Source organism: Anaerofustis butyriciformans (assembly GCF_036289385.1).
Lineage (GTDB): Bacteria > Bacillota > Clostridia > Eubacteriales > Anaerofustaceae > Anaerofustis > Anaerofustis butyriciformans.
This window is the reverse complement of record NZ_JAYFFH010000003.1, coordinates 167,961-187,455: the sequence shown is the minus strand read 5'-3', so window position 1 is coordinate 187,455 and position 19,495 is coordinate 167,961. Positions and strand designations below refer to the sequence as shown.

General features: G+C 31.1%; 20 protein-coding genes, 1 pseudogene and 1 other annotated feature. Of the genes and pseudogenes, 3 read left to right on the top strand and 18 right to left on the bottom strand.

Going from position 1 to position 19,495, the window contains the following annotated elements; all coding sequences use genetic code 11:
• Positions 1–19 precede the first annotated feature (19 nt).
• The 3 genes and pseudogenes from V2W16_RS06260 to V2W16_RS06250 form a co-directional block, all read right to left on the bottom strand.
• Complete coding sequence (locus V2W16_RS06260) at positions 20–1,390, bottom strand: TrpB-like pyridoxal phosphate-dependent enzyme (RefSeq protein WP_329383174.1); 1,371 nt, start codon at positions 1,388–1,390, stop codon at positions 20–22.
• Positions 1,391–1,436: 46 nt separating this feature from the next.
• Positions 1,437–1,689 (bottom strand) — a binding site (T-box leader).
• A gap of 124 nt (positions 1,690–1,813) precedes the next feature.
• Positions 1,814–2,818 (bottom strand): annotated as a pseudogene (locus V2W16_RS06255) (aldo/keto reductase).
• Positions 2,819–2,830: 12 nt separating this feature from the next.
• A complete protein-coding gene (locus V2W16_RS06250) occupies positions 2,831–3,223 on the bottom strand; it encodes a MerR family transcriptional regulator (protein WP_329383170.1) in 393 nt (130 codons plus the stop codon).
• Between the two features lie 153 nt (positions 3,224–3,376).
• On the opposite strand from V2W16_RS06250, the gene V2W16_RS06245 reads away from it, so the two are divergent.
• From V2W16_RS06245 to V2W16_RS06235, 3 genes are read left to right on the top strand one after another with little or no spacing between them, the layout of a single operon-like run.
• Positions 3,377–3,736, top strand: coding sequence for an ArsR/SmtB family transcription factor (locus tag V2W16_RS06245; RefSeq protein ID WP_329383168.1), 360 nt, complete (start codon positions 3,377–3,379; stop codon positions 3,734–3,736).
• An 18-nt stretch (positions 3,737–3,754) separates the two neighbouring features.
• The gene (locus tag V2W16_RS06240; protein ID WP_329383166.1) at positions 3,755–3,970 is read left to right on the top strand and encodes a heavy metal-associated domain-containing protein; all 216 of its coding nucleotides are present in this window, start codon (positions 3,755–3,757) and stop codon (positions 3,968–3,970) included.
• A 21-nt stretch (positions 3,971–3,991) separates the two neighbouring features.
• Positions 3,992–5,830 carry a heavy metal translocating P-type ATPase gene (locus tag V2W16_RS06235; RefSeq protein ID WP_329383162.1) on the top strand — a complete coding sequence of 613 codons (1,839 nt, stop codon included), beginning with the start codon at positions 3,992–3,994 and terminating at the stop codon, positions 5,828–5,830.
• A 23-nt stretch (positions 5,831–5,853) separates the two neighbouring features.
• Here the strand turns inward: V2W16_RS06235 and secF are convergent, their stop codons facing one another.
• From secF to V2W16_RS06160, 15 genes are all read right to left on the bottom strand, one after another.
• Complete coding sequence (gene secF, locus V2W16_RS06230; protein WP_329383159.1) at positions 5,854–6,963, bottom strand: protein translocase subunit SecF; 1,110 nt, start codon at positions 6,961–6,963, stop codon at positions 5,854–5,856.
• Entirely contained in the window at positions 6,953–8,245 is a 1,293-nt protein-coding gene (secD, locus tag V2W16_RS06225) for a protein translocase subunit SecD (protein WP_329383156.1), read from the bottom strand. The genes secF and secD overlap by 11 nt, the downstream gene beginning before the upstream one ends.
• Before the next feature lie 54 nt (positions 8,246–8,299).
• Complete coding sequence (scfB, locus tag V2W16_RS06220) at positions 8,300–9,664, bottom strand: thioether cross-link-forming SCIFF peptide maturase (RefSeq protein ID WP_138268138.1); 1,365 nt, start codon at positions 9,662–9,664, stop codon at positions 8,300–8,302.
• A 61-nt stretch (positions 9,665–9,725) separates the two neighbouring features.
• Positions 9,726–9,860, bottom strand: coding sequence for a six-cysteine ranthipeptide SCIFF (gene scfA, locus V2W16_RS06215; protein WP_138268137.1), 135 nt, complete (start codon positions 9,858–9,860; stop codon positions 9,726–9,728).
• A gap of 69 nt (positions 9,861–9,929) precedes the next feature.
• Positions 9,930–10,307 (bottom strand): iron-sulfur cluster assembly scaffold protein, encoded by a 378-nt coding sequence (locus V2W16_RS06210; protein WP_138268136.1) that lies wholly within the window; start codon positions 10,305–10,307, stop codon positions 9,930–9,932.
• 12 nt (positions 10,308–10,319) lie between these two features.
• A complete protein-coding gene (locus V2W16_RS06205) occupies positions 10,320–11,474 on the bottom strand; it encodes a cysteine desulfurase family protein (protein WP_138268135.1) in 1,155 nt (384 codons plus the stop codon).
• A gap of 164 nt (positions 11,475–11,638) precedes the next feature.
• A complete protein-coding gene (locus tag V2W16_RS06200) occupies positions 11,639–11,878 on the bottom strand; it encodes a glutaredoxin domain-containing protein (RefSeq protein ID WP_138268134.1) in 240 nt (79 codons plus the stop codon).
• 14 nt (positions 11,879–11,892) lie between these two features.
• Entirely contained in the window at positions 11,893–13,074 is a 1,182-nt protein-coding gene (locus tag V2W16_RS06195; protein ID WP_329383146.1) for an iron-containing alcohol dehydrogenase, read from the bottom strand.
• A gap of 213 nt (positions 13,075–13,287) precedes the next feature.
• The gene (srtB, locus tag V2W16_RS06190; RefSeq protein ID WP_138268132.1) at positions 13,288–14,049 is read right to left on the bottom strand and encodes a class B sortase; all 762 of its coding nucleotides are present in this window, start codon (positions 14,047–14,049) and stop codon (positions 13,288–13,290) included.
• A gap of 73 nt (positions 14,050–14,122) precedes the next feature.
• Positions 14,123–14,551, bottom strand: a complete 429-nt coding sequence (gene fabZ, locus V2W16_RS06185; protein WP_256476280.1) for a 3-hydroxyacyl-ACP dehydratase FabZ — start codon at positions 14,549–14,551, stop codon at positions 14,123–14,125.
• Entirely contained in the window at positions 14,551–15,792 is a 1,242-nt protein-coding gene (gene fabF / locus V2W16_RS06180; RefSeq protein WP_329383140.1) for a beta-ketoacyl-ACP synthase II, read from the bottom strand. The genes fabZ and fabF overlap by 1 nt, the downstream gene beginning before the upstream one ends.
• Positions 15,793–15,803: 11 nt before the next feature.
• Positions 15,804–16,544: a 3-oxoacyl-[acyl-carrier-protein] reductase gene (gene fabG, locus V2W16_RS06175; RefSeq protein ID WP_329383266.1), complete on the bottom strand. Its 741-nt coding sequence runs from the start codon at positions 16,542–16,544 to the stop codon at positions 15,804–15,806.
• A complete protein-coding gene (gene fabD / locus V2W16_RS06170; protein WP_329383138.1) occupies positions 16,541–17,458 on the bottom strand; it encodes an ACP S-malonyltransferase in 918 nt (305 codons plus the stop codon). The genes fabG and fabD overlap by 4 nt, the downstream gene beginning before the upstream one ends.
• A complete protein-coding gene (locus V2W16_RS06165) occupies positions 17,458–18,546 on the bottom strand; it encodes an NAD(P)H-dependent flavin oxidoreductase (RefSeq protein WP_329383135.1) in 1,089 nt (362 codons plus the stop codon). The genes fabD and V2W16_RS06165 overlap by 1 nt, the downstream gene beginning before the upstream one ends.
• Positions 18,546–19,490, bottom strand: coding sequence for a DUF561 domain-containing protein (locus V2W16_RS06160; RefSeq protein WP_329383131.1), 945 nt, complete (start codon positions 19,488–19,490; stop codon positions 18,546–18,548). Before V2W16_RS06160 ends, V2W16_RS06165 begins: the two co-directional genes overlap by 1 nt.
• Positions 19,491–19,495: the final 5 nt, after the last annotated feature.

Here is a 19,495-nt window from a genome sequence, read left to right as displayed (position 1 = left end):
TTTCTTTTATCTTTTTTAATTATTTAATTTTTGGAAGAGTATCAAAACCCTTTTGTAAAATATCATCTGTAATTTCAGGATCTATTATTGTTCCTTCGTTGTATTGCATATATGCACTCATATCAAAGTATCCTGTACCTGTTAAACCAAATACAATATTTTTTGCTTCCCCTGTTTCCTTACATTTTATAGCTTCATCCATTGCAACCTTAATAGCATGTGAAGATTCAGGTGCAGGAAGAATTCCTTCAACTCTGGCAAATTCAGTTGCTGCTTTAAATACTTCACTTTGAGCAACAGTTCTTGCTTCATCAAGTATTCCATCATGATATAGTTTTGAAACAATAGGACTCATTCCGTGATATCTTAGTCCTCCCGCATGATTTGGAGATGGAATAAAACCGCTGCCTAATGTATACATTTTTGCAAGAGGTGTTGTTTTACCTGTATCACAGAAATCATAAGCATATTTTCCTCTTGTCATTGATGGACAAGACTGTGGCTCAACAGCGATAAAGTGAATATTATTTTTACCTTGAATTTTTTCTCCGGCAAAAATACCAATAAGCCCACCAAGATTTGAACCGCCTCCGGCACAACCTATAACAATATCAGGAGTTATATCATATTTTTCTAAAGCTTTTTTGGTTTCAAGTCCTATAATACTTTGATGTAAAACAACATGGTCAAGAACAGAACCTAAAACATATTTATAATCATTTTTAACAGCTTCTTCAATAGCTTCAGAAATAGCACATCCAAGACTTCCACCTGTTCCAGGATTTTCTTCTAAGATTTTTCTTCCTATTTTAGTTGTGTCTGATGGAGAAGGAATAACTTCTCCTCCGTAAGTTTGAATAACAGCCTTTCTATATGGTTTTTGCTCAGCAGAAACTTTTACCATAAACACTTTTAATGGAAGATTAAAATATGCACAAGCCATTGACATTGCAGTCCCCCATTGACCTGCTCCCGTTTCGGTTGTAAGACCTTTTACACCTTGTTTTTTTGCATAATATGTTTGAGCAATAGCTGTATTTAATTTATGTGAACCTGATGTATTCGTTCCTTCATATTTATAATAAATATGAGCTGGAGTATCTAAGTATTTTTCTAAGAAATACGCTCTTACCAATGGAGAAGGTCTATACATTTTATAAAAATCTTGTATTTCTTTAGGTATATCAAAAAATCTTGTGGTTGTATCAAGTTCTTGATCTATTAATTCATCACAGAAGATTGGTCTTAAATCATCTTTTGTTATAGCTTCACCTGTTGTAGGGTTTAAGAAAGGTTCATGTTGTTCTTTCATATCTGCTTTTACGTTATACCACTTCTTAGGCATCTCTTCTTCACTTAGATATATTTTATAAGGTATTTGTTCTTTCATAGTTTTTCTCCTTTTCTTTATTTATAAAAAAACTCTTATCCCAAACATAAGGGACAAGAGTCAAATAACTAAATTCCTGCGGTACCACCCAAATTGCTAAAAAGCCGCTTTGTCATATACTATCATATATGCTTCCTTTATAACGGGCGAAGATCCCGTCAGCGAATACTCTCATAAATGATTTGTTCACTGCCCAAGATAAGTCCATTCATTAAATACTTATTTATCGGTTTACACCAACCACCGACTCTCTGTAAAATAAAATTATTTAACTACTTACTCTTATCTATATGGTTTATAATTGATTCAATTTTTATTTATAGTAAAACATATAATTTTAAAAGTCAAGAATATTTTGAAAATTTATCAATATTTATTATTATTCATAAATTTATCACATTAAATATTTTTATAAAAATTAATTTATCTATCAATAAGAGCCTCTTGATCTTTTGGATACCTTGCTCCGATAATTTCTATTTTATTTAAGTTGTTTTCTATTTCTTTCATCTCTTCATCTGAAAAAATCATATCAACTCCTTTTATATTTTCTTCAATTCTTGATATTTTTTTTGTTCCTGGTATTGGAACAATGAAGTCTTCTTTCGATAATAGACATCCAAGTGCAACCTGTGCGGGAGTAGCTTCTTTTTTAATGGCAATATTTTTTACATAATCTACCAAAATAATATTTTTGGTCAAATTCTCTTTATTAAATCTTGGTATTTGACTTCTAAAATCATTTTTTTCAAAGCGTGTATTTTCATTAAATCTTCCGGTTAATACCGCTTTACCAAGAGGTGAAAATGGAACAAATCCTATACCAAGCTATTTTAAAGCTGGGATTAGTTCTTTCTCGGGTTCTCTATACCACATAGAATACTCACTTTGTACTGCCGTTACCGGACAGACTGTATTTGCCCTTTTTATAGTGTTAACGCTCGCTTCTGAAAGTCCCCAATTCAATATTTTACCTTCTTTAATAAGTTCATTTATAGTATATGCCACTTCTTCGATTTCTATCTTTGGATCTACTCTATGCTGGTAATATAAATCTATGTAATCCGTATTAAGTCTTTTTAGAGAACCTTCAACTGATTTTTTTATCGAATCGGGACTACTTGATAACACAACAGGTCTGCCAAGCTCATCAACTCGATTATTTTCTATGTCAAATCCAAATTTCGTTGCAATTTTTACTTTATCTCTATATGGCTTTAATGCTTTACCAAGTAAACTTTCATTTTCATAGGGACCGTAAACTTCTGCTGTATCAAAAAAAGTTATTCCAAGGTCAACGGCTTTTCTTATTACTTCAATAGCCTCGCCATCTGTAATATATGGAGGATAACTTTGAGTAAAGCCCATGCAACCAAGACCAATTGAAGAAACTTCAAGTTTATTTTTTCCTAAATACCTTTTTTTCATTTCTTTTCTCCCTTAATTATCCTTGATTTCATTCATTATTTTTTCTGTTTCAGGGTTACAAAGATCATCGTAATTTTTTATTTTATACCTTACGATATTTAAACAATCCTGTAAATGTTCTATTTGTGTTTCAAGTTCATTTTCTACATTCAAAAGAATACTCCTTCTTTTCTCTTTTGTGTCCTCATTTGAATATGCAAGATGCATATATTCTTTTATATATTCAAGTTTTGCCCCTGTTTCTTTAAATTTTAATATAAATTTTATCCATCTTATATCTTCTTCACTATAATCTCTTACACCCGATACGTCCTTTTGTATTTTAGGAATAAGCCCTATTTTTTCGTAATATCTTAAATTATTCTCAGAAATACCTGTTATTATTGCTGCTTCTTTTATTTTCAAAGATTAACTCCTCCTTTCTACATTCTAATATACGACTTAAAGTCAACTCTAAGTCAAGCATAAATTTAAAATTTTTATTGACTTTTTTTAATTCATATATATAATTAAATATATGAACAAGTATTCATATATTCATATGTAAAGGAGGATGCTATGGCAGCAGCAAAAATAGAAATGTGTGAATTAAAACACATTCATAAAGATATTGTTGATAAAGTGCATGAAAAGATGCCGAACGAAGAAGAACTTTACAACCTTGCAGAACTGTTTAAAGTTTTTGGAGACAGTACAAGAATTAAGATATTAAATGCTCTTCTTGTTAGCGAAATGTGTGTTTGCGATATTGCAAATATTTTAAACATGACCCAATCAGCAGTATCACATCAATTAAAAAATTTAAAACAAGCAAAACTTATAAAAAACAGAAAAGAAGGAAAAACTGTTTTTTATTCCTTGGCAGATGAACATGTTATGACTATATTAAACCAAGGAATTGATCACATAGAAGAATAAATATAAGGAGAAAGAGAAATGAAAAAGAAATTTAAAATGGATAATATTGACTGTGCTAATTGTGCAATGAAAATGGAAGAAGCTATAAGAAAAATAGATGGAGTAGATAGTGCAAATATAAACTTTATGCTTCAAAAATTAACATTAGAAGCGAATGAGGAAGATTTTGAAGAAATAATAAAAAAAGCAAGAGTTGCTATTAAAGATATAGATGATGAAGCTATTATTTTATAGCTAAAATTAAGGAGAAAGAAAATGAAAAAACAACAAAAGCAGCTATACAAAATTATCCTTGCTTTATTGCTTTTTGTTTTAGGTTTTATATTTAAAAATACAAATTTTTCACCTATTCTGTTTTTACTAGCATATATTTTATCCGGGTATGACATTATCTTAAAAGCAATAAAAAACATATCAAAGGGAAAAGTGTTTGATGAAAACTTTTTGATGGCAATTGCATCAATAGGCTCCATAATTTTAAGTGACTATGCAGAAGGCACTGCCGTTATGATTTTCTATCAAGTCGGGGAATGGTTCCAAAGTTATGCAGTAAATAAATCTAGAAAATCCATAGGAGAACTTATGGATATATGCCCTGATTATGCCAACATAGAAAAAGACGGTGAATTAATAAAAGTTGATCCTGATGATTTAGATATTGGAGCCGAAATCATTGTAAAACCGGGAGAAAAAATACCACTTGACGGCATTATAATCAGCGGTAAATCAACCCTTGATACTTCAGCGCTTACAGGTGAATCTTTACCAAGAGATGTAAAGGAAAACGATGAAGTTTTAAGTGGATGTATTAACTTAAACGGGATACTTAAAATAAAAGTTACAAAAGAATTTGAAGAATCTACAGCCACAAAGATTCTCGAACTCATAGAAAATGCAAGTAGTGAGAAATCTCATACGGAAAATTTCATCTCTGTTTTTGCTAAATATTATACTCCAATAGTCGTTTCATGTGCCTTAGTACTTGCTTTATTACCCCCAATAATAACATCTACACCATTTGCAGATTGGATATACAGAGCTCTTATATTTCTTGTAATATCCTGTCCTTGTGCTCTTGTTATTTCAATTCCTCTTGGATTTTTTGGAGGAATTGGTGCTGCAAGCAGTAATGGTGTTTTGGTAAAAGGAAGTAACTATTTAGAAGCATTATCAAAAGCTGAAATTATGGTTTTTGATAAAACAGGAACCCTTACAAAAGGGCATTTTAAAGTAGAAGAAATTTATGCAAAAGATATTAAAAAGGAAGAATTGCTTGAGCTTACAGCTTATGCAGAAGCATATTCAAATCACCCTTTGGCAGTATCAGTTAAACAAACATATAATAAACATATTGATACAAGCAGAGTAGAAAACATAGAAGAATTATCAGGTTTCGGAATAAAAGCTATTATTGATGGAAATGAAATTTTAGTTGGTAACTTCGATTTAATGAAACAAAATGGTATTGAGCTGGAAGAAACTCAAAGTATAGGAACTGTGCTATATGTAAGTAAAGGAAAACAATATCTAGGTTATATCCTGCTTTTAGACGAAATAAAAGAGGACTCAAAAGAAACCATAAAATCCTTAAAAAAATTAGGCATTAAAAAGACAGTAATGCTTACTGGAGACAAGAAAGAAATTGGAGAATATGTTGCAAATCAAATAGGAATAGATGATGTTTATACCAACTTACTGCCAATTGATAAAGTAAATAAAGTTAAAGAACTAATGAAAACAAAATCCGAAAAAGGGAAACTTGTATTTGTAGGAGATGGCTTAAATGATGCTCCGGTTCTTACAATGGCAGATATAGGAATTGCAATGGGCGGACTTGGAAGTGATGCAGCAATTGAAGCCAGCGATATTGTTATAATGACCGATGAACCTAGTAAAATTATTACAGGTTACAGAATATCAAAAAACACACTTTCAATTGTAAAACAAAATATTGTTATAGCTTTAACAATAAAAATAGGAGTAATGATTTTAGGAGCATTGGGAATGGCAAATATGTGGGAAGCAATTTTTGCAGATGTCGGAGTTGCGATAATCGCTATTTTAAATTCCATTAGAGCATTAAAATATAAATAAAAAAAGACCACATATGTGGTCTTTTATCTTTGTCCTTTTTTTCTTTTCTTCTTTTTTTCTTTTCTAGCTTTTCTTTTAGCTTTTCTTTCTTCTTTTTCCTTTAAAAGTTCTTCTTCGCTTTTTTCCATTACAAAATCTTTTTCATAATCAGCATTGTAACTATATTCACTTGAACCTTTAAAATTAGGATCCAATAAATCTTGATTTATTGGTTTACTTGCTTTTTTAGAAGACATATTTACACTCTTTGGATTTTTCTTCTTTTGATATTCTTTTATCAAATACCACATAGGAACAGCAACACAAATTGAAGAAAATACCCCTGAAATAAAACCAATCATCATAGGGAATACAAATTCTCTTATTGATGTCGTACCAAATATTAAAAGAGGAGTAACTGCAAGAAGTGTTGTAAGTGTAGTATTGATTGAACGCCTCATTGTCTGATTAATACTGATATTTGTCAAGTTATAAAAATCACCTTTTGCAACTTTTATTACATTTTCTCTAACTCTATCAAAGGTTATGATTGTATCATTTATTGAATAACCTAAAATCGTAAGTATTGCAGCAATAAATGTTGAATTTACCTGTATATCAAATATTGAAAAAACGCCAACAACCATACATAAGTCAAATATTAACGCAAACACTGCGCATAAACCTTGTAAAAACTCAAATCTAAAAGTAATGTAAATAAGCATACATATAACAGTAATAATACAAGCTTTTATTGCCATTGATTTTAGCTCATCACCGATTGTACCTGAAACATTATCAATAGATAATAAGTCTTTATTATCTAATTTATACTCAGCTTTAAAATCATTAAACAAAGCTTTTCTTTCAGAATCACTTAAATCTTTACTTGTACTTATTACAACTTGAGTTGCATTATCTCCGGAAGATGTAATCTCCGCTTTAGGATCATATTTATCAGTTATATTTTTTATTTCATCAGTGGTAAATTTTTTATTAAGTTCAATTGTTACGATTGTACCACCTTTAAAGTCAATACCAAAATCCAAACCTTTAAATATTAAAGAAGATATTGATACTAACATTAATACAATTGCAATAATAAGGAATCTCTTTGCGTGTTTGGCAAAATTAATTTTATAATTATAATTCATTTTCATTACCTCCCACACTCTTTATTCCGAAAAATTTTAGATCATCAAATTTACCTGATTCGGTAATTAATATCATTAATCTCTTTGTTACAAATACAGCCGTAAACATACTTACAACAACCCCAACCATTAAAGTAAGGGCAAAACCTTTAATTGTTCCGGCACCAAGGAAAAATAAAACTAATCCGGCTATTACGGTTGTAATGTTTGCATCTATAATAGAAGTAAGGGCTCTTGAAAAACCTACATCAATAGCGCCTCTTACACTTCTTCCCACTCTTAATTCTTCTTTCATTCTTTCAAATATAATAACGTTACTGTCAACAGCCATACCTATTGAAAGAATAATACCTGCAATACCAGGAAGCGTTAAAGTAACTCCAAGCCCTGACATTAAAATCAAATATACAATAATATAAATTGCAAGAGATATATCAGCAACAACACCAGGAAGTAAGTACATTACTATCATAAATAAAAATACTAATGCTACACCAATAACTCCGGCAGTTAAACTTTTTGTCAAAGAATCTTGACCAAGCGTAGGTCCTACTGTTCTTATTTCAACAGCTTCCAAATCAACAGGAAGAGAACCGGCTGTTATTAAAGTCGCAAGCTCTGTAGCTTCCTCAGAATCTTTCATACCTGTTATTACACACTTACCATCTGTAATTGCATTTTGAACTGTTGGCGCAGAAATAACTTCATCATCTAATTTGATTGAAATTACATTACCAATATTATTTTGTGTAGCTTCTGCAAAAGCTTTTGCGCCTTCATTATCTAATTCTAAAGCAACAACAGGTTGTTCTACATATCCATCACTTTTTTGAATTTCATACTTGGCACTTTTTACATTTGAACCGTCAAGAATAACATTTCCATTAGGATCAACAAATTCCAACTTAGCAGTTTTACCAATTAAAGATAGTGCTTCTTCTTGATCTTCAACATCAGGAATTGACACTCTGATTTTATCAGTTCCTTGTTTTGAAATAATAGGTTCTTTTACACCTAATGAATCTATACGTGTTCTGATTGTTTCAATTGCCTTATCTAAAGTTTCGTCTGTTACTTCATTGCCGTTACTTTCTTTGGCTTGTAAAACAACGTTAACCCCTCCTGTTAAGTCAAGACCATAATTTATGGTATCTTTTAAAGGTTCTATATCATAAATACCTATTACTTTACTTAAAGGAAGTCCGAACATAAATAGACAATAGCAAAAAGCAACTATGACTAAAATAAGAAACATCTTTAGTCCGTTTTTCTTTTTTTTCATATATGATCTTCTCCTATATATTAATATTTCTATATTCTACAACGTTATTATAACCTAGTCAATAAGTTCTTTCTCTTTACATTTAATATAAATAGCACATTCTATTCTTTTTCTTAAAATGTCACATCCTGTTTCATAAATACCGTTTATTCTGCCGTTAAAGTTGTAGCTGTTTGCGTGACAACCTCCGCCACAGAAATATTTACAGAAACAGTTTTCACATTCTTTTTTGTCAAGAACACTGTTTGAATCATAAAATTCAGTTCTTAATTTATCGTTTGTAATTCCTTCATCTAAATTACCCATTATAAAATCAGTGTTACCTACAAATTGATGACAAGGATAAATATCTCCAAAAGGAGTAACAGCAACATATTCACATCCTGCACCACAACCTGAAACTCTCTTATATTCACATTTTCCACCATCTAAATCTACATTAAAGTGGAAAAATCTAAATTCTTTATCAGTTCCAAGTCTTTCAAGATAGATATCTGTTAGTTTATCATAGCTTTCCATAATTTCAGGTAAATCTTCTTTTGTTATTGCATAATCTTCTTTTTCATCGGCAACAACACTTTCAACAGAAAGTTGTTTTAAACCAAGATCAGAAAAATGTTCAACATCTTTATAGAAATCTAAATTATGTTTTGTATAAGTACCTCTTATGTAATAATCAAGACCAAGTTCATCTCTTGATTTAGCAACCTTTTTAATATTTTCTATTATTAAATCATAACTTCCTTTACCATTTGCAGTAGGTCTTGTAAAGTCATTGATTTCTTTTCTTCCGTCAATTGATAAAACAACATTATACATTTCTTTATTTAAATAATCTATAATTTCATCATTTAAAAGAACGCAGTTTGTTGTTAATGTAAATCTAAATATCTTACCGTATTTTTTAGCTTCTTCTTTTGCATATTCAACTGTCTTTTTAACAACATCAAAGTTTAAAAGAGGTTCTCCCCCAAAAAAGTCAACTTCAAGATGAACTTTATTTCCTGAATTGTTAATAATAAAATCAATTGCTTTTTTTGCAGTTTCAAAGCTCATTACTTCCTTTTTCATATTGAAATTTCCACCGGAAGCAAAACAGTAACGACAAGCTAAATTACAATCGTGAGAAACATGAAGACACATTGCTTTTACAATGCCTTTTTCAAATAATTTTCTGTTAACTTTCTTTTCTGGTGTATAAAGTCTGTTTTCTTCTTCAAGTTCTTTTAATTCACCTATTACTTCTTTTATTTCATTTTCATCATATTTATCTTTTAAGATAGCAACAATTTCTTCTTCATTTTTATCTTTATAATAATCTAAAACATCATAAGTCATTTCATCTACATCATAAACAAGAGATGAATTGACATCTAAAACAATATATTTATCTTTAAATTTATATTTATATATACCCATATCTTCCTCTAACTTAAAAAAAGGCAACCTTTAGGTTGCTTTTTTTATTCTATTTATTTTTTTATTTATTTTCACAAGGTTGGTTACCAACAGTACAAGAAGTCTTGCATGCTGATTGACAAGATGTAGCACATTCTCCGCAGCCTTTATTTTTGCTTGCTTCTCTAACTTCGTTCACTTTTTTAATATGTTTCATATCTATCCTCCGAAAAATATTTTTTCTTCTTAAAATTATATCATAAATAAATTATATTTACAATAAAGTTTATTTGTTCTTTTTCATTTCTTCATATTCATCCAAAGCTTTATTTATAACACCTTCTGCTAAAACAGAACAATGAACTTTTGCAGGAGGAAGTCCCCCAAGTTCTTCAACAACTTTCTTATTTGTTATTTCTCTTGCTTCTTTTACTGTTTTGCCTTTTAAAAGCTCTGTTGACATACTTGCACTTGCTATTGCTGCAGCACATCCGAAAGTTCTAAATTTGATATCTGTTATAACATCATTTTCATCTATTTTTAAATAAAATTCTGTTGTATCCCCACAAGATGGGCTTGCTTCTTTTGCTACTACAGTAGCATCTTCTATTACTCCTACATTTCTTGGATTTTGGAAATGATCTAATACCTTATCATTATACATTTTCTTTACCTCCTAATAAAATGGACTTAATTTTCTTAATTTATTTATTGTATCTTTTAAAACTGCAATTGTGTAATTTACTTCTTCTTTTGTATTAAATTCACTTAAAGAGAATCTTACACTTGCACCTATTTCAAACTTATTATTATCTCCTAAAGCATCTATAACATGAGATTCACTTCCAGAATCAGCCGTACAAGCAGATCCTGTTGAACAAGCTATACCCTTTAAATCAAGAGCATATAACAATGCTTCCCCTTCAATTCCTTTAAAAGTAAAATTAATATTGTTACATAATCTTTTTTCTCTGCTTCCGTTTAATATTGTATCAGGTACATCTTTTAATATTTCATCTATAAAATAATCTCTAAGTTCTTTCATATATGGAATATTTTTTTCCATGTTTGCCTTTGTTATTTCAACGGCTTTACCCATTCCTGCAATGCAAGGTGCATTATAAGTTCCAGCTCTTAAAGCTCTTTCTTGTCCTCCTCCTTGCATAAAAACATCAATTCTTACTTTTTTATTTATATACAAAAATCCTATTCCTTTTGGTCCGTGTATTTTATGAGCAGACATTGAAAGCATATCAATATTCATTTTTTCAACATCTATATCCATTTTTCCTATGGCTTGAACTGCATCTGTATGGAAAAGTATACCTTTTTTTCTTGCAATTTCTCCTATTTCCTTAATAGGTTCAATTGTGCCTATTTCATTGTTTGCAGCCATAATGCTTATTAGAGTTGTATCTTCTCTTATTGCATCTTTTAAATCTCTTAAATTGATGTTACCTTCACTGTCAACAGGAAGATAAGTTACTTCAAAACCTTCTTTTTCAAGCTGTTTACAAGTATGAAGAACAGCATGATGCTCAATTGCAGAAGTTATTATATGTTTTCCTTTTTCTATATTGTGATAAGCCGCTCCTCTTATGGCCCAGTTATCACTTTCAGTAGCACCGCTTGTAAATAAAATTTCTCTTGCTGATGCATTAATCAAATTTGCAATTTCTTCTCTTGCCCATTCAATTCCTTTTCTTGCTTCTCTACCAAAAGAGTGAAGAGAAGAAGCATTGCCATAATACTCAGTATTATATTCGTTAATTATATCTATAACCTCATTATAAGGTCTTGTTGTCGCCGCATTATCTAAATATACCCTCATATATTTTCTCCTTTCAAACACGTCTGTTTATAGCATGACTATAATAAGGAAAAAATATAATATTTGCAAGAATAAAAACATATTTTCTTTTTATTTATTTAATTTTAAAAAGGAAAACGATTGCAATTTTCTGTCAATTAAAAAGAAGGCTTTTGCCTTCTTTTTTAAATAAATTCTTTTGTTGTTAAATATTTTTGTAAATCATCATAACCGCCTATAAATTCTTCTCCAAAGAAAATTTGAGGCACAGTTCTATGATGTGTTTTATTTACAAGTTCTATAAGTTCATCACTTCCGAACTCTAACATTCTTTCTTCAAAATCAATACCTTTTTGTTTTAAAAGTTCCTTAGCCATTTTACAGTAAGGACATGTTTTGGTTGTATAAATAGTTACTCTTGCCATAATAATCTTCCTTTCTAATAACTAATATCTAAAATTTGTTCCATTTCGCTATCAGATAATTTAACCGGATTATTTCTTTGTTTAGCTTCATCCAAAATTTTCCAGAAATCATCTTTATCAATTCCAAAATCAGAAAGTCTAGGAATATTCATTTTTTCATTCCATTCTTTTAATGTGTCAACAACAGCTCTGAAAAACACCTCATGTCTATCCGGAGAATATGTTGCACGCATTAAATAAGCTCCAAGTTTAGCATATTTATATGCAGAAGGATTGTTAGGCTCAAAATCTTTTATCTTTTGAATATTAACAACAGTCGCTCCATGAAGTAAGCTTGCACATATTGCACCGTGAGGAATGCCATCATACAAACCACCAATTACAGATGCAAAACCATGTATTGTAGTAAGTCCTGCATTTGCCATACATATACCTGATAATAAAGCTGCATAAGATACATCATTTCTTGCATCAAGATCTTCACCGTTATTATATGCACTTAACAAACTTTCACTCATTCTTCTAAGACCTTTTTCAGCAAGCATATCCGTAAAAGCATTAGAGTTCGTACAAATATATGCTTCAAGAAGCTGACAAAAAGCATCTAGACCGCTTTGCATTGTTACCTTTTTAGAACAATTTAAAGTTAAAACAGGGTCAACCAAAGCTACGTTTGGAACAAGATTATCGTGTCTGATTGATTTTTTAAATTTCACATCCCCGATTTGTCCTTTTATAACAGCATTTTTAGTAGCTTCACTACCTGTACCGCTTGTTGTAGGCACAGCAATAAAAGGAACTTTTTTCCCACTTGGGACTTTATCTCCAACACCTTCAAGATAGTCTACAATACTTCCTTCTTCTTTTAACATTGCACTCAAAGCTTTACCTGTATCAATAACGCTTCCACCACCTATACTTACGATTAGATCAACAGGTTTATTTCTGTATTCATTTGCAAGATTATCTATTGTTTCAACATCCGGTTCATCGGTTATTGTATGTATTTCATAACTTATATTGTCTGTTTCAAAATTACCAATTATTTTATCAAACATCCCTGAGTTTTTTAATGAAGCTTTTCCGCATAACAATAAAACCTTATCACCATATTCCAATATGTATTTATCTAATGTATGAATCTTCCCTTCACCAAAAATTATTTTACTCGGAACAACTAAATTAAAACCACTCATGACAAACCTCCTAATTTTGAATATATTTTACCACATAAATATACTTTTTCCAATATTATAAATTGCTACACAAAATGTTTTATCATAAAACAGACAAAGTTTATGTAGAATGATGTAAAATATCATATTTAACTATAATATAAATATAATACCTTTTTATTAATTTAATCTTTATTTTTTATTAAAATAAAAAAAGGTAAGAAATCTTACCTTTTATTTTTCAACTAATTTTCCTATTAATACATATCTTCCTTCTTCTATTTCATATGAACATGTAGAAAGTGTTATTATCTTATCATCAGAAGATATGGTCTTACCGCTATCAAATGTTGTATTTGATTTTGCATGAAGAAGCAAATCTTCAACATTATCATCCGAAGCAAATCCATTATCATCCCATTTGTATGCATCAATAACAAATCCATAAACTACTTCTATTTCATAATTTTTATCCGGAGTATATAAATCCATGGTTTTATGAGCGTCATAATATTCTTGATCTTTATACCCCATTAAACTTGCAAACATACTTCCGTTTTTCATATTGTGAGCATACAAGATAGAGTTTTTTGATGTAAAGTCTTTATTCTTTGTATAATCAAGGAATACAGTACCGCTTGAATTTGATGTACCATCAAACAAATGATGTAAATAATAATCATTATCGCTTCCTTGAACAACAGGATAATCAATAACAGTACCTTCAGAATATATCCAACCTACAACATCTGGATTTATTGATTTCAAAGCATCAAAATCAATTTCTTTATCTTTTTTAACTTCACTTATTAAATTATCATAGGTTGAAGTTCCTTTATTATACTCAGACATAATTGAATATATTTTATATGCCGAAAATAAAAGAGTAATACTAAATACCGCTATTAACAAATACAAAACAATACTTTTTTTATCTTTTTTTATAGGTTCAGTTGATTTTCTTTTTTTAATTACTTTTACTTTTCTCTTTTTCATGTTTTATATTATATATCCTAAATAAGTTTAATGCAACAAGATAATCAATAAAAAAAGAGAGTAAACTCTCTTTTTATTTATCAATAGCAAACATTATCTCACCTTTTGCTGCAACTTCATCCCCAACTAAAGCTATTGCACTTGCAAACCCTATACCTGCTTTCATTCTTGTTAGCTCAACCTTTAGAGTAAGCGTATCCCCAGGTATAACCTGTCTTTTAAAACGCATCTTGTTTACACCGGCTAAAACCGCAATTTTACCTTTATTTTCTTCTTTTGAAAGAAGTAAAACAGCACCTGTCTGTGCTAAAGCTTCAACAATTAAAACACCGGGCATAACGTGTTTTTGAGGAAAATGTCCCATAAAATGCATTTCATTTGCAGTTACGTTTTTCTTGCCTATTATACAAGTTTCGTCTATTATTTCTTCTATTGTATCAACAAGCAAAAATGGATATCTATGTGGTATTATATTTTGTATATCATTAGAATTATATATCATTATTTTTCTTCCGCCTTTTTAAATATCAAAGAAACATTGTGACCGCCAAAACCTAAAGAATTACTCATTGCATAATTAATATCTTCGTTTATTCCTTCATTTGGAACTATGTTTAAGTCACAATCTTCATCTTCGTTTTTATAATTTATTGTTGCTGGAATATATCCATCTTCTAAAGCTTTTACTGAAATAATTGCTTCTATTGCACCTGATGCACCAAGAAGATGTCCTGTATTTGATTTTGTAGAAGATATCTTAAGTTCTTTTGCATGGTCTTTAAATGCTGTTTTTACGGCTAAAGTTTCTGTTTTGTCATTTAAAGGTGTGCTTGTTCCATGGGCATTAATATAGTCTATATCTTTATAATTTATTCCTGCATCCTCAATAGCATTTACCATTGCACCTGCTCCACCGCTTCCGTCTGAAATAGGAGCTGTTACATGGAATGCATCACAAGTTGCACCATAACCTACGATTTCAGCATATATTTTTGCGCCTCTTTTCTTTGCATGTTCATATTCTTCAAGAAGTAATATACCTGCACCTTCGCCCATAACAAAACCGCTTCTGTCTTTATCAAAAGGAATACTTGCTCTTTCCTTATCATCACCTTCATGTAAAGCTCTCATTGACATAAAACCTGCCATTGCAAGAGGAGTAATAGAAGCTTCACTTCCACCGGCAAGCATTAAATCTTCATAACCGTCTCTTATTTTATGGAATGCCTCACCTATTGCATTGCTTGCTGCCGCACAAGCTGTAACAGTAGAAGAACAATGACCTTTTAAACCAAAATCAATTGCAACATTACCCGCTGCTAAGTTAATTAAACACATTGGAATAAAATATGGAGAAACCTTTGAAGGTCCTCTCTTTTCCATATTTTTTTGAGCATTTTCAATAGTTTCAATTCCACCAATACCGCTGGCAATTATAACACCAAAACGATTTTTATCAACACTTTCCAAATCAATATTGCTATCTTTCATAGCTTGCATTGAAGCAATTCTTGCAAAAGAAGTAAATCTATCATTAAATTTAATTTCTCTTCTTTTTAGATATTTTTCCATATCCAAATCTTTTACTTCTGCAGCCAATTTTACTTTATAATCACTTGTATCAAAATGAGTTATTTCATCAATACCGCATTTACCTTCCTTGATTGAGTTCCACATTGTTTCAACATCATTTCCAATAGGTGAAACCGCACCAAGTCCGCTTATTACTACTCTTCTTTTCATTTTGCCTCCTACTACATTAACATTCCACCATCTACGTGGATTACTTGACCTGTTATATATCTGCTTTTTTCAGATGCTAAAAAAGCAACTAAATTTGCAACATCTTCACTTTTTCCCGTATCATTTAAAGGAATTGTCTTTAAAATTTCCTCTTTTGCCTTATCATTTAACTCATCTGTCATATCTGTTTCAATAAATCCGGGAGCAACGGCATTTGCTCTTATTCCTCTTGAAGCAAGTTCTCTTGCTACGGATTTTGTAAGACCTATTACACCTGCTTTGCTTGCCGCGTAATTAATCTGTCCTGCGTTTCCTGATATCCCTACAACGCTTGACATATTTATAATGCTGCCGTTTCTTTGTTTCATCATTTGTCTTGCTGCATGTTTTATAGTATTAAATGTTCCTTTTAAATTAACATCAATTACACTGTCAAAATCTTCTTCTTTCATTCTTAGAAGCAATGTATCTTTTGTTATACCTGAATTATTTACTAAAACATCAATACTTCCAAATGTAGAAACTGCTTCTTTTATTAAATTTTCGCTTTCAGTAAAATCAGCAACATTTGCTTTAACTGTTATTGCATTAACTCCATAATCTTCACATTCTTTTTTTACTTGTTCTGCCTTTTCTTTGTTTCCGTTATAATTAATAACTACATTAAAACCGTCTTTTGCAAGAGCCAAGGCAATGGCTTTACCAATTCCTCTGCTTGCACCTGTTACAACTGCTGTTTTTCTTTCCATTATTTTAATGCTCCTAACATTTCTTCAAGTGATTTATTATCTTCCACGCTATATACCGGAATATTTTTATTGATTTTTCTTACAAACCCTTTTAATACTTTTCCCGGTCCTATTTCAACAAAAGCCTCTACTCCGTTATCTATCATGTATTCAACCATTTGCATAAAATATACGCTTGATTTAATTTGTTTTGTTAAAATTTCTCTTATATCACCATCGTATTCTTTTCCTGTAACATTATAAACAACAGGAATTTCAGGAGTTTTTATTTCATATTCACCTAAAACTTTATTTAATTTTACCGAAGCATCTTCAAGCAAAGATGAATGAAAAGCTCCGCTTACATTAAGAGGAATAAGTCTTCTTGCGCCTTTTTCCTTTAATATTTCACAAGCCTTGTCAACTGCTTTTACTTCCCCTGTTATAACTATTTGAGCAGGAGAGTTATAATTTGCAATTTCACATACTCCATCACATTTAACTTCTTCACAAGTTTCTTTTATTATGTCTTTATCAAAGTTCATTACTGCAACCATTTTTGATGTTCCCTTAGGAAGAGCATTTGCCATTATTTCTCCTCTTTTTCTAACTATGTTTGCAGCATCGTTAACACTAAAAGCACCGCTAAAACAAAGAGCAGAATATTCTCCAAGAGAAAGTCCGCATACATAATCAGGGTTTATTCCTTTTGATTTTACAACATTTGCTATTGCCATAGAAGTTGTAAGAATAGCACTTTGAGAATATGCAGTATCATCAAGCTGTTCTTTTGGTCCGTTAAAACATAAATCTTTTACATCATAATCAAGGCTAACACTATTATAAACTTCTCTTGCTTCTTCATATGTATCATATAATTCTTTTCCCATTCCCACACTTTGACTGCCTTGTCCGGCAAACAAAAATCCTATTTTCATTAATCATTCTCCTTTAACTTTTCATTTGCTTCACTTACAAGCTCATTTATCAAATCATGCACCGTAGTCATTTTATTTACTCTGTATGCATTACTGCCTACAAACACAAGACCGTTATCTACATTCCCTTTTACAGCTTCAATAAGAGCACCTGATATACAATAAGGTGTATCGGAAGGATTACATAGTGACAAACAGTTGAAACAAGAAGACATAGATATATTTCCTCTTTCTTCTGTTTTTTTCATAAAAGAGTTCATTATTCCCCTTCCAGGAAAACCTGTAGGACTTTTTACAATTGCAATGTCTTCTTTTTTACAATTTATTATCATATCCTTAAACTCTTTAGCCGCATCACATTCTTCTGTTGCAATAAACCTTGTTCCCATTTGTACACCGTCAGCGCCCTTTTTTATAAAATGAGCAATATCGCTTCCGGTAAATATTCCCCCCGCAACAAATACAGGAATTTTCTTATTATAAGCTTCTTCAAAAGGTTGAAGCTCTTTTTTTACATCATCAAAGATTTTATCTAAACTTTCACATGTTCCGTTTAAAAGTTCTTCCTTCTTAAACCCAAGATGCCCGCCTGCTTCACTTCCTTCAATAACAACAAAATCAGGAACCGTATTATGTCTTTTATCCCATCTTTTAAGTATAAGTCTTATAGCTCTTCCACTTGAAACTATGGGAGCTAGCAAAATACTCTTATCATCTACAAGTTTTGGAAGTTCAAGAGGTAAACCCGCTCCCGATATTATTGCATCAACCTTTGCTTTTACGGCCACTTTAACATATTCTGCATAATCTTTGCTTGCAACCATGATGTTTACCCCGAGAAGTCCTTTTCCCTTGCTTATTTCTCTTGCTTTTTTTACTTCTTCAAGGATTGCTTCCACATTGCATTTTAAAGAATTTTTATTGAATCCTTCTTTTTTATATCCGGGATGAGCAGCACTTATTACCCCCATAGCCCCCTCTTTCATTACACTACCTGCCAAAGAAGACAGAGAAACACCTACCCCCATCCCACCTTGAATGATTGGTACTTGTAAAATTTTATCTTTGATTTTTACTTCTTTTAACATTATAACTCCTTGTGTTTTTCAATAAGTTTTTCAAGTTCTTCTTTTGATTCGTCAATAATATTTTGTAATATTTTTTCTAAAGGTAAAATCTCTTTTACCATTCCTGCAATTTGTCCCATCATTACAGAACCTGTTACCATATCACCTTCAAAAACAGCTCTTCTAAGCCCGCCTAAAGTAAGTTTTTCAAGTTCTTCCCTGCTTCCTGCATGGGCTTCAAGCTTAACATACTCTCTGCTCATTTTATTCTTCATAACTCTTACAGGAGCATTAAGGCTTTTTCCCGTAACGATTGTTTCTGTATCTTTTGCCTTTAAAACCGCATTTTTATAATTTTCATGAATAGGACATTCTTCACTTGCAAGAAGACAAGTTCCTATTTGAACACCTATTGCACCTAATGATAATGCAGCGTTAAAACCTCTTCCCTCAGCAATACCACCTGCTGCAATAACAGGAATATTAACTGCATCTACAACTTGAGGAACAAGGCTCATAGTCGTTTGTTCTCCAACATGACCGCCGGATTCTCCCCCTTCTACAATTAGAGCATCAACTCCGCTTCTTTCAAGCCTTTTTGCTAAAGCAACACTCGGTGTAATAGGAAATACTTTAGTTCCGCTTTTCTTTAATTTTTCAACGTATTTCCCTGGGTTTCCTGCTCCCGTTGTAACAACATCAACCTTTTCTTCACATATCATATTCATGATTTCTTCTGTTTGAGGGTTCATCATCATTACATTTACCCCAAAAGGCTTATCTGTTAATTTCTTACATTTTCTTATTTCTTCTCTTGCTTGTTCGCAAGTCATTGCCCCTGTTGCAATTATCCCAAGCCCACCTGCATTACTAACGCTTGCCGCAAATTCTGCGGTTGCTATATTTGCCATGGCTCCTTGGATAATAGGATATTTAATACCTAAAATTTTATTTAACATTGTCATAACTT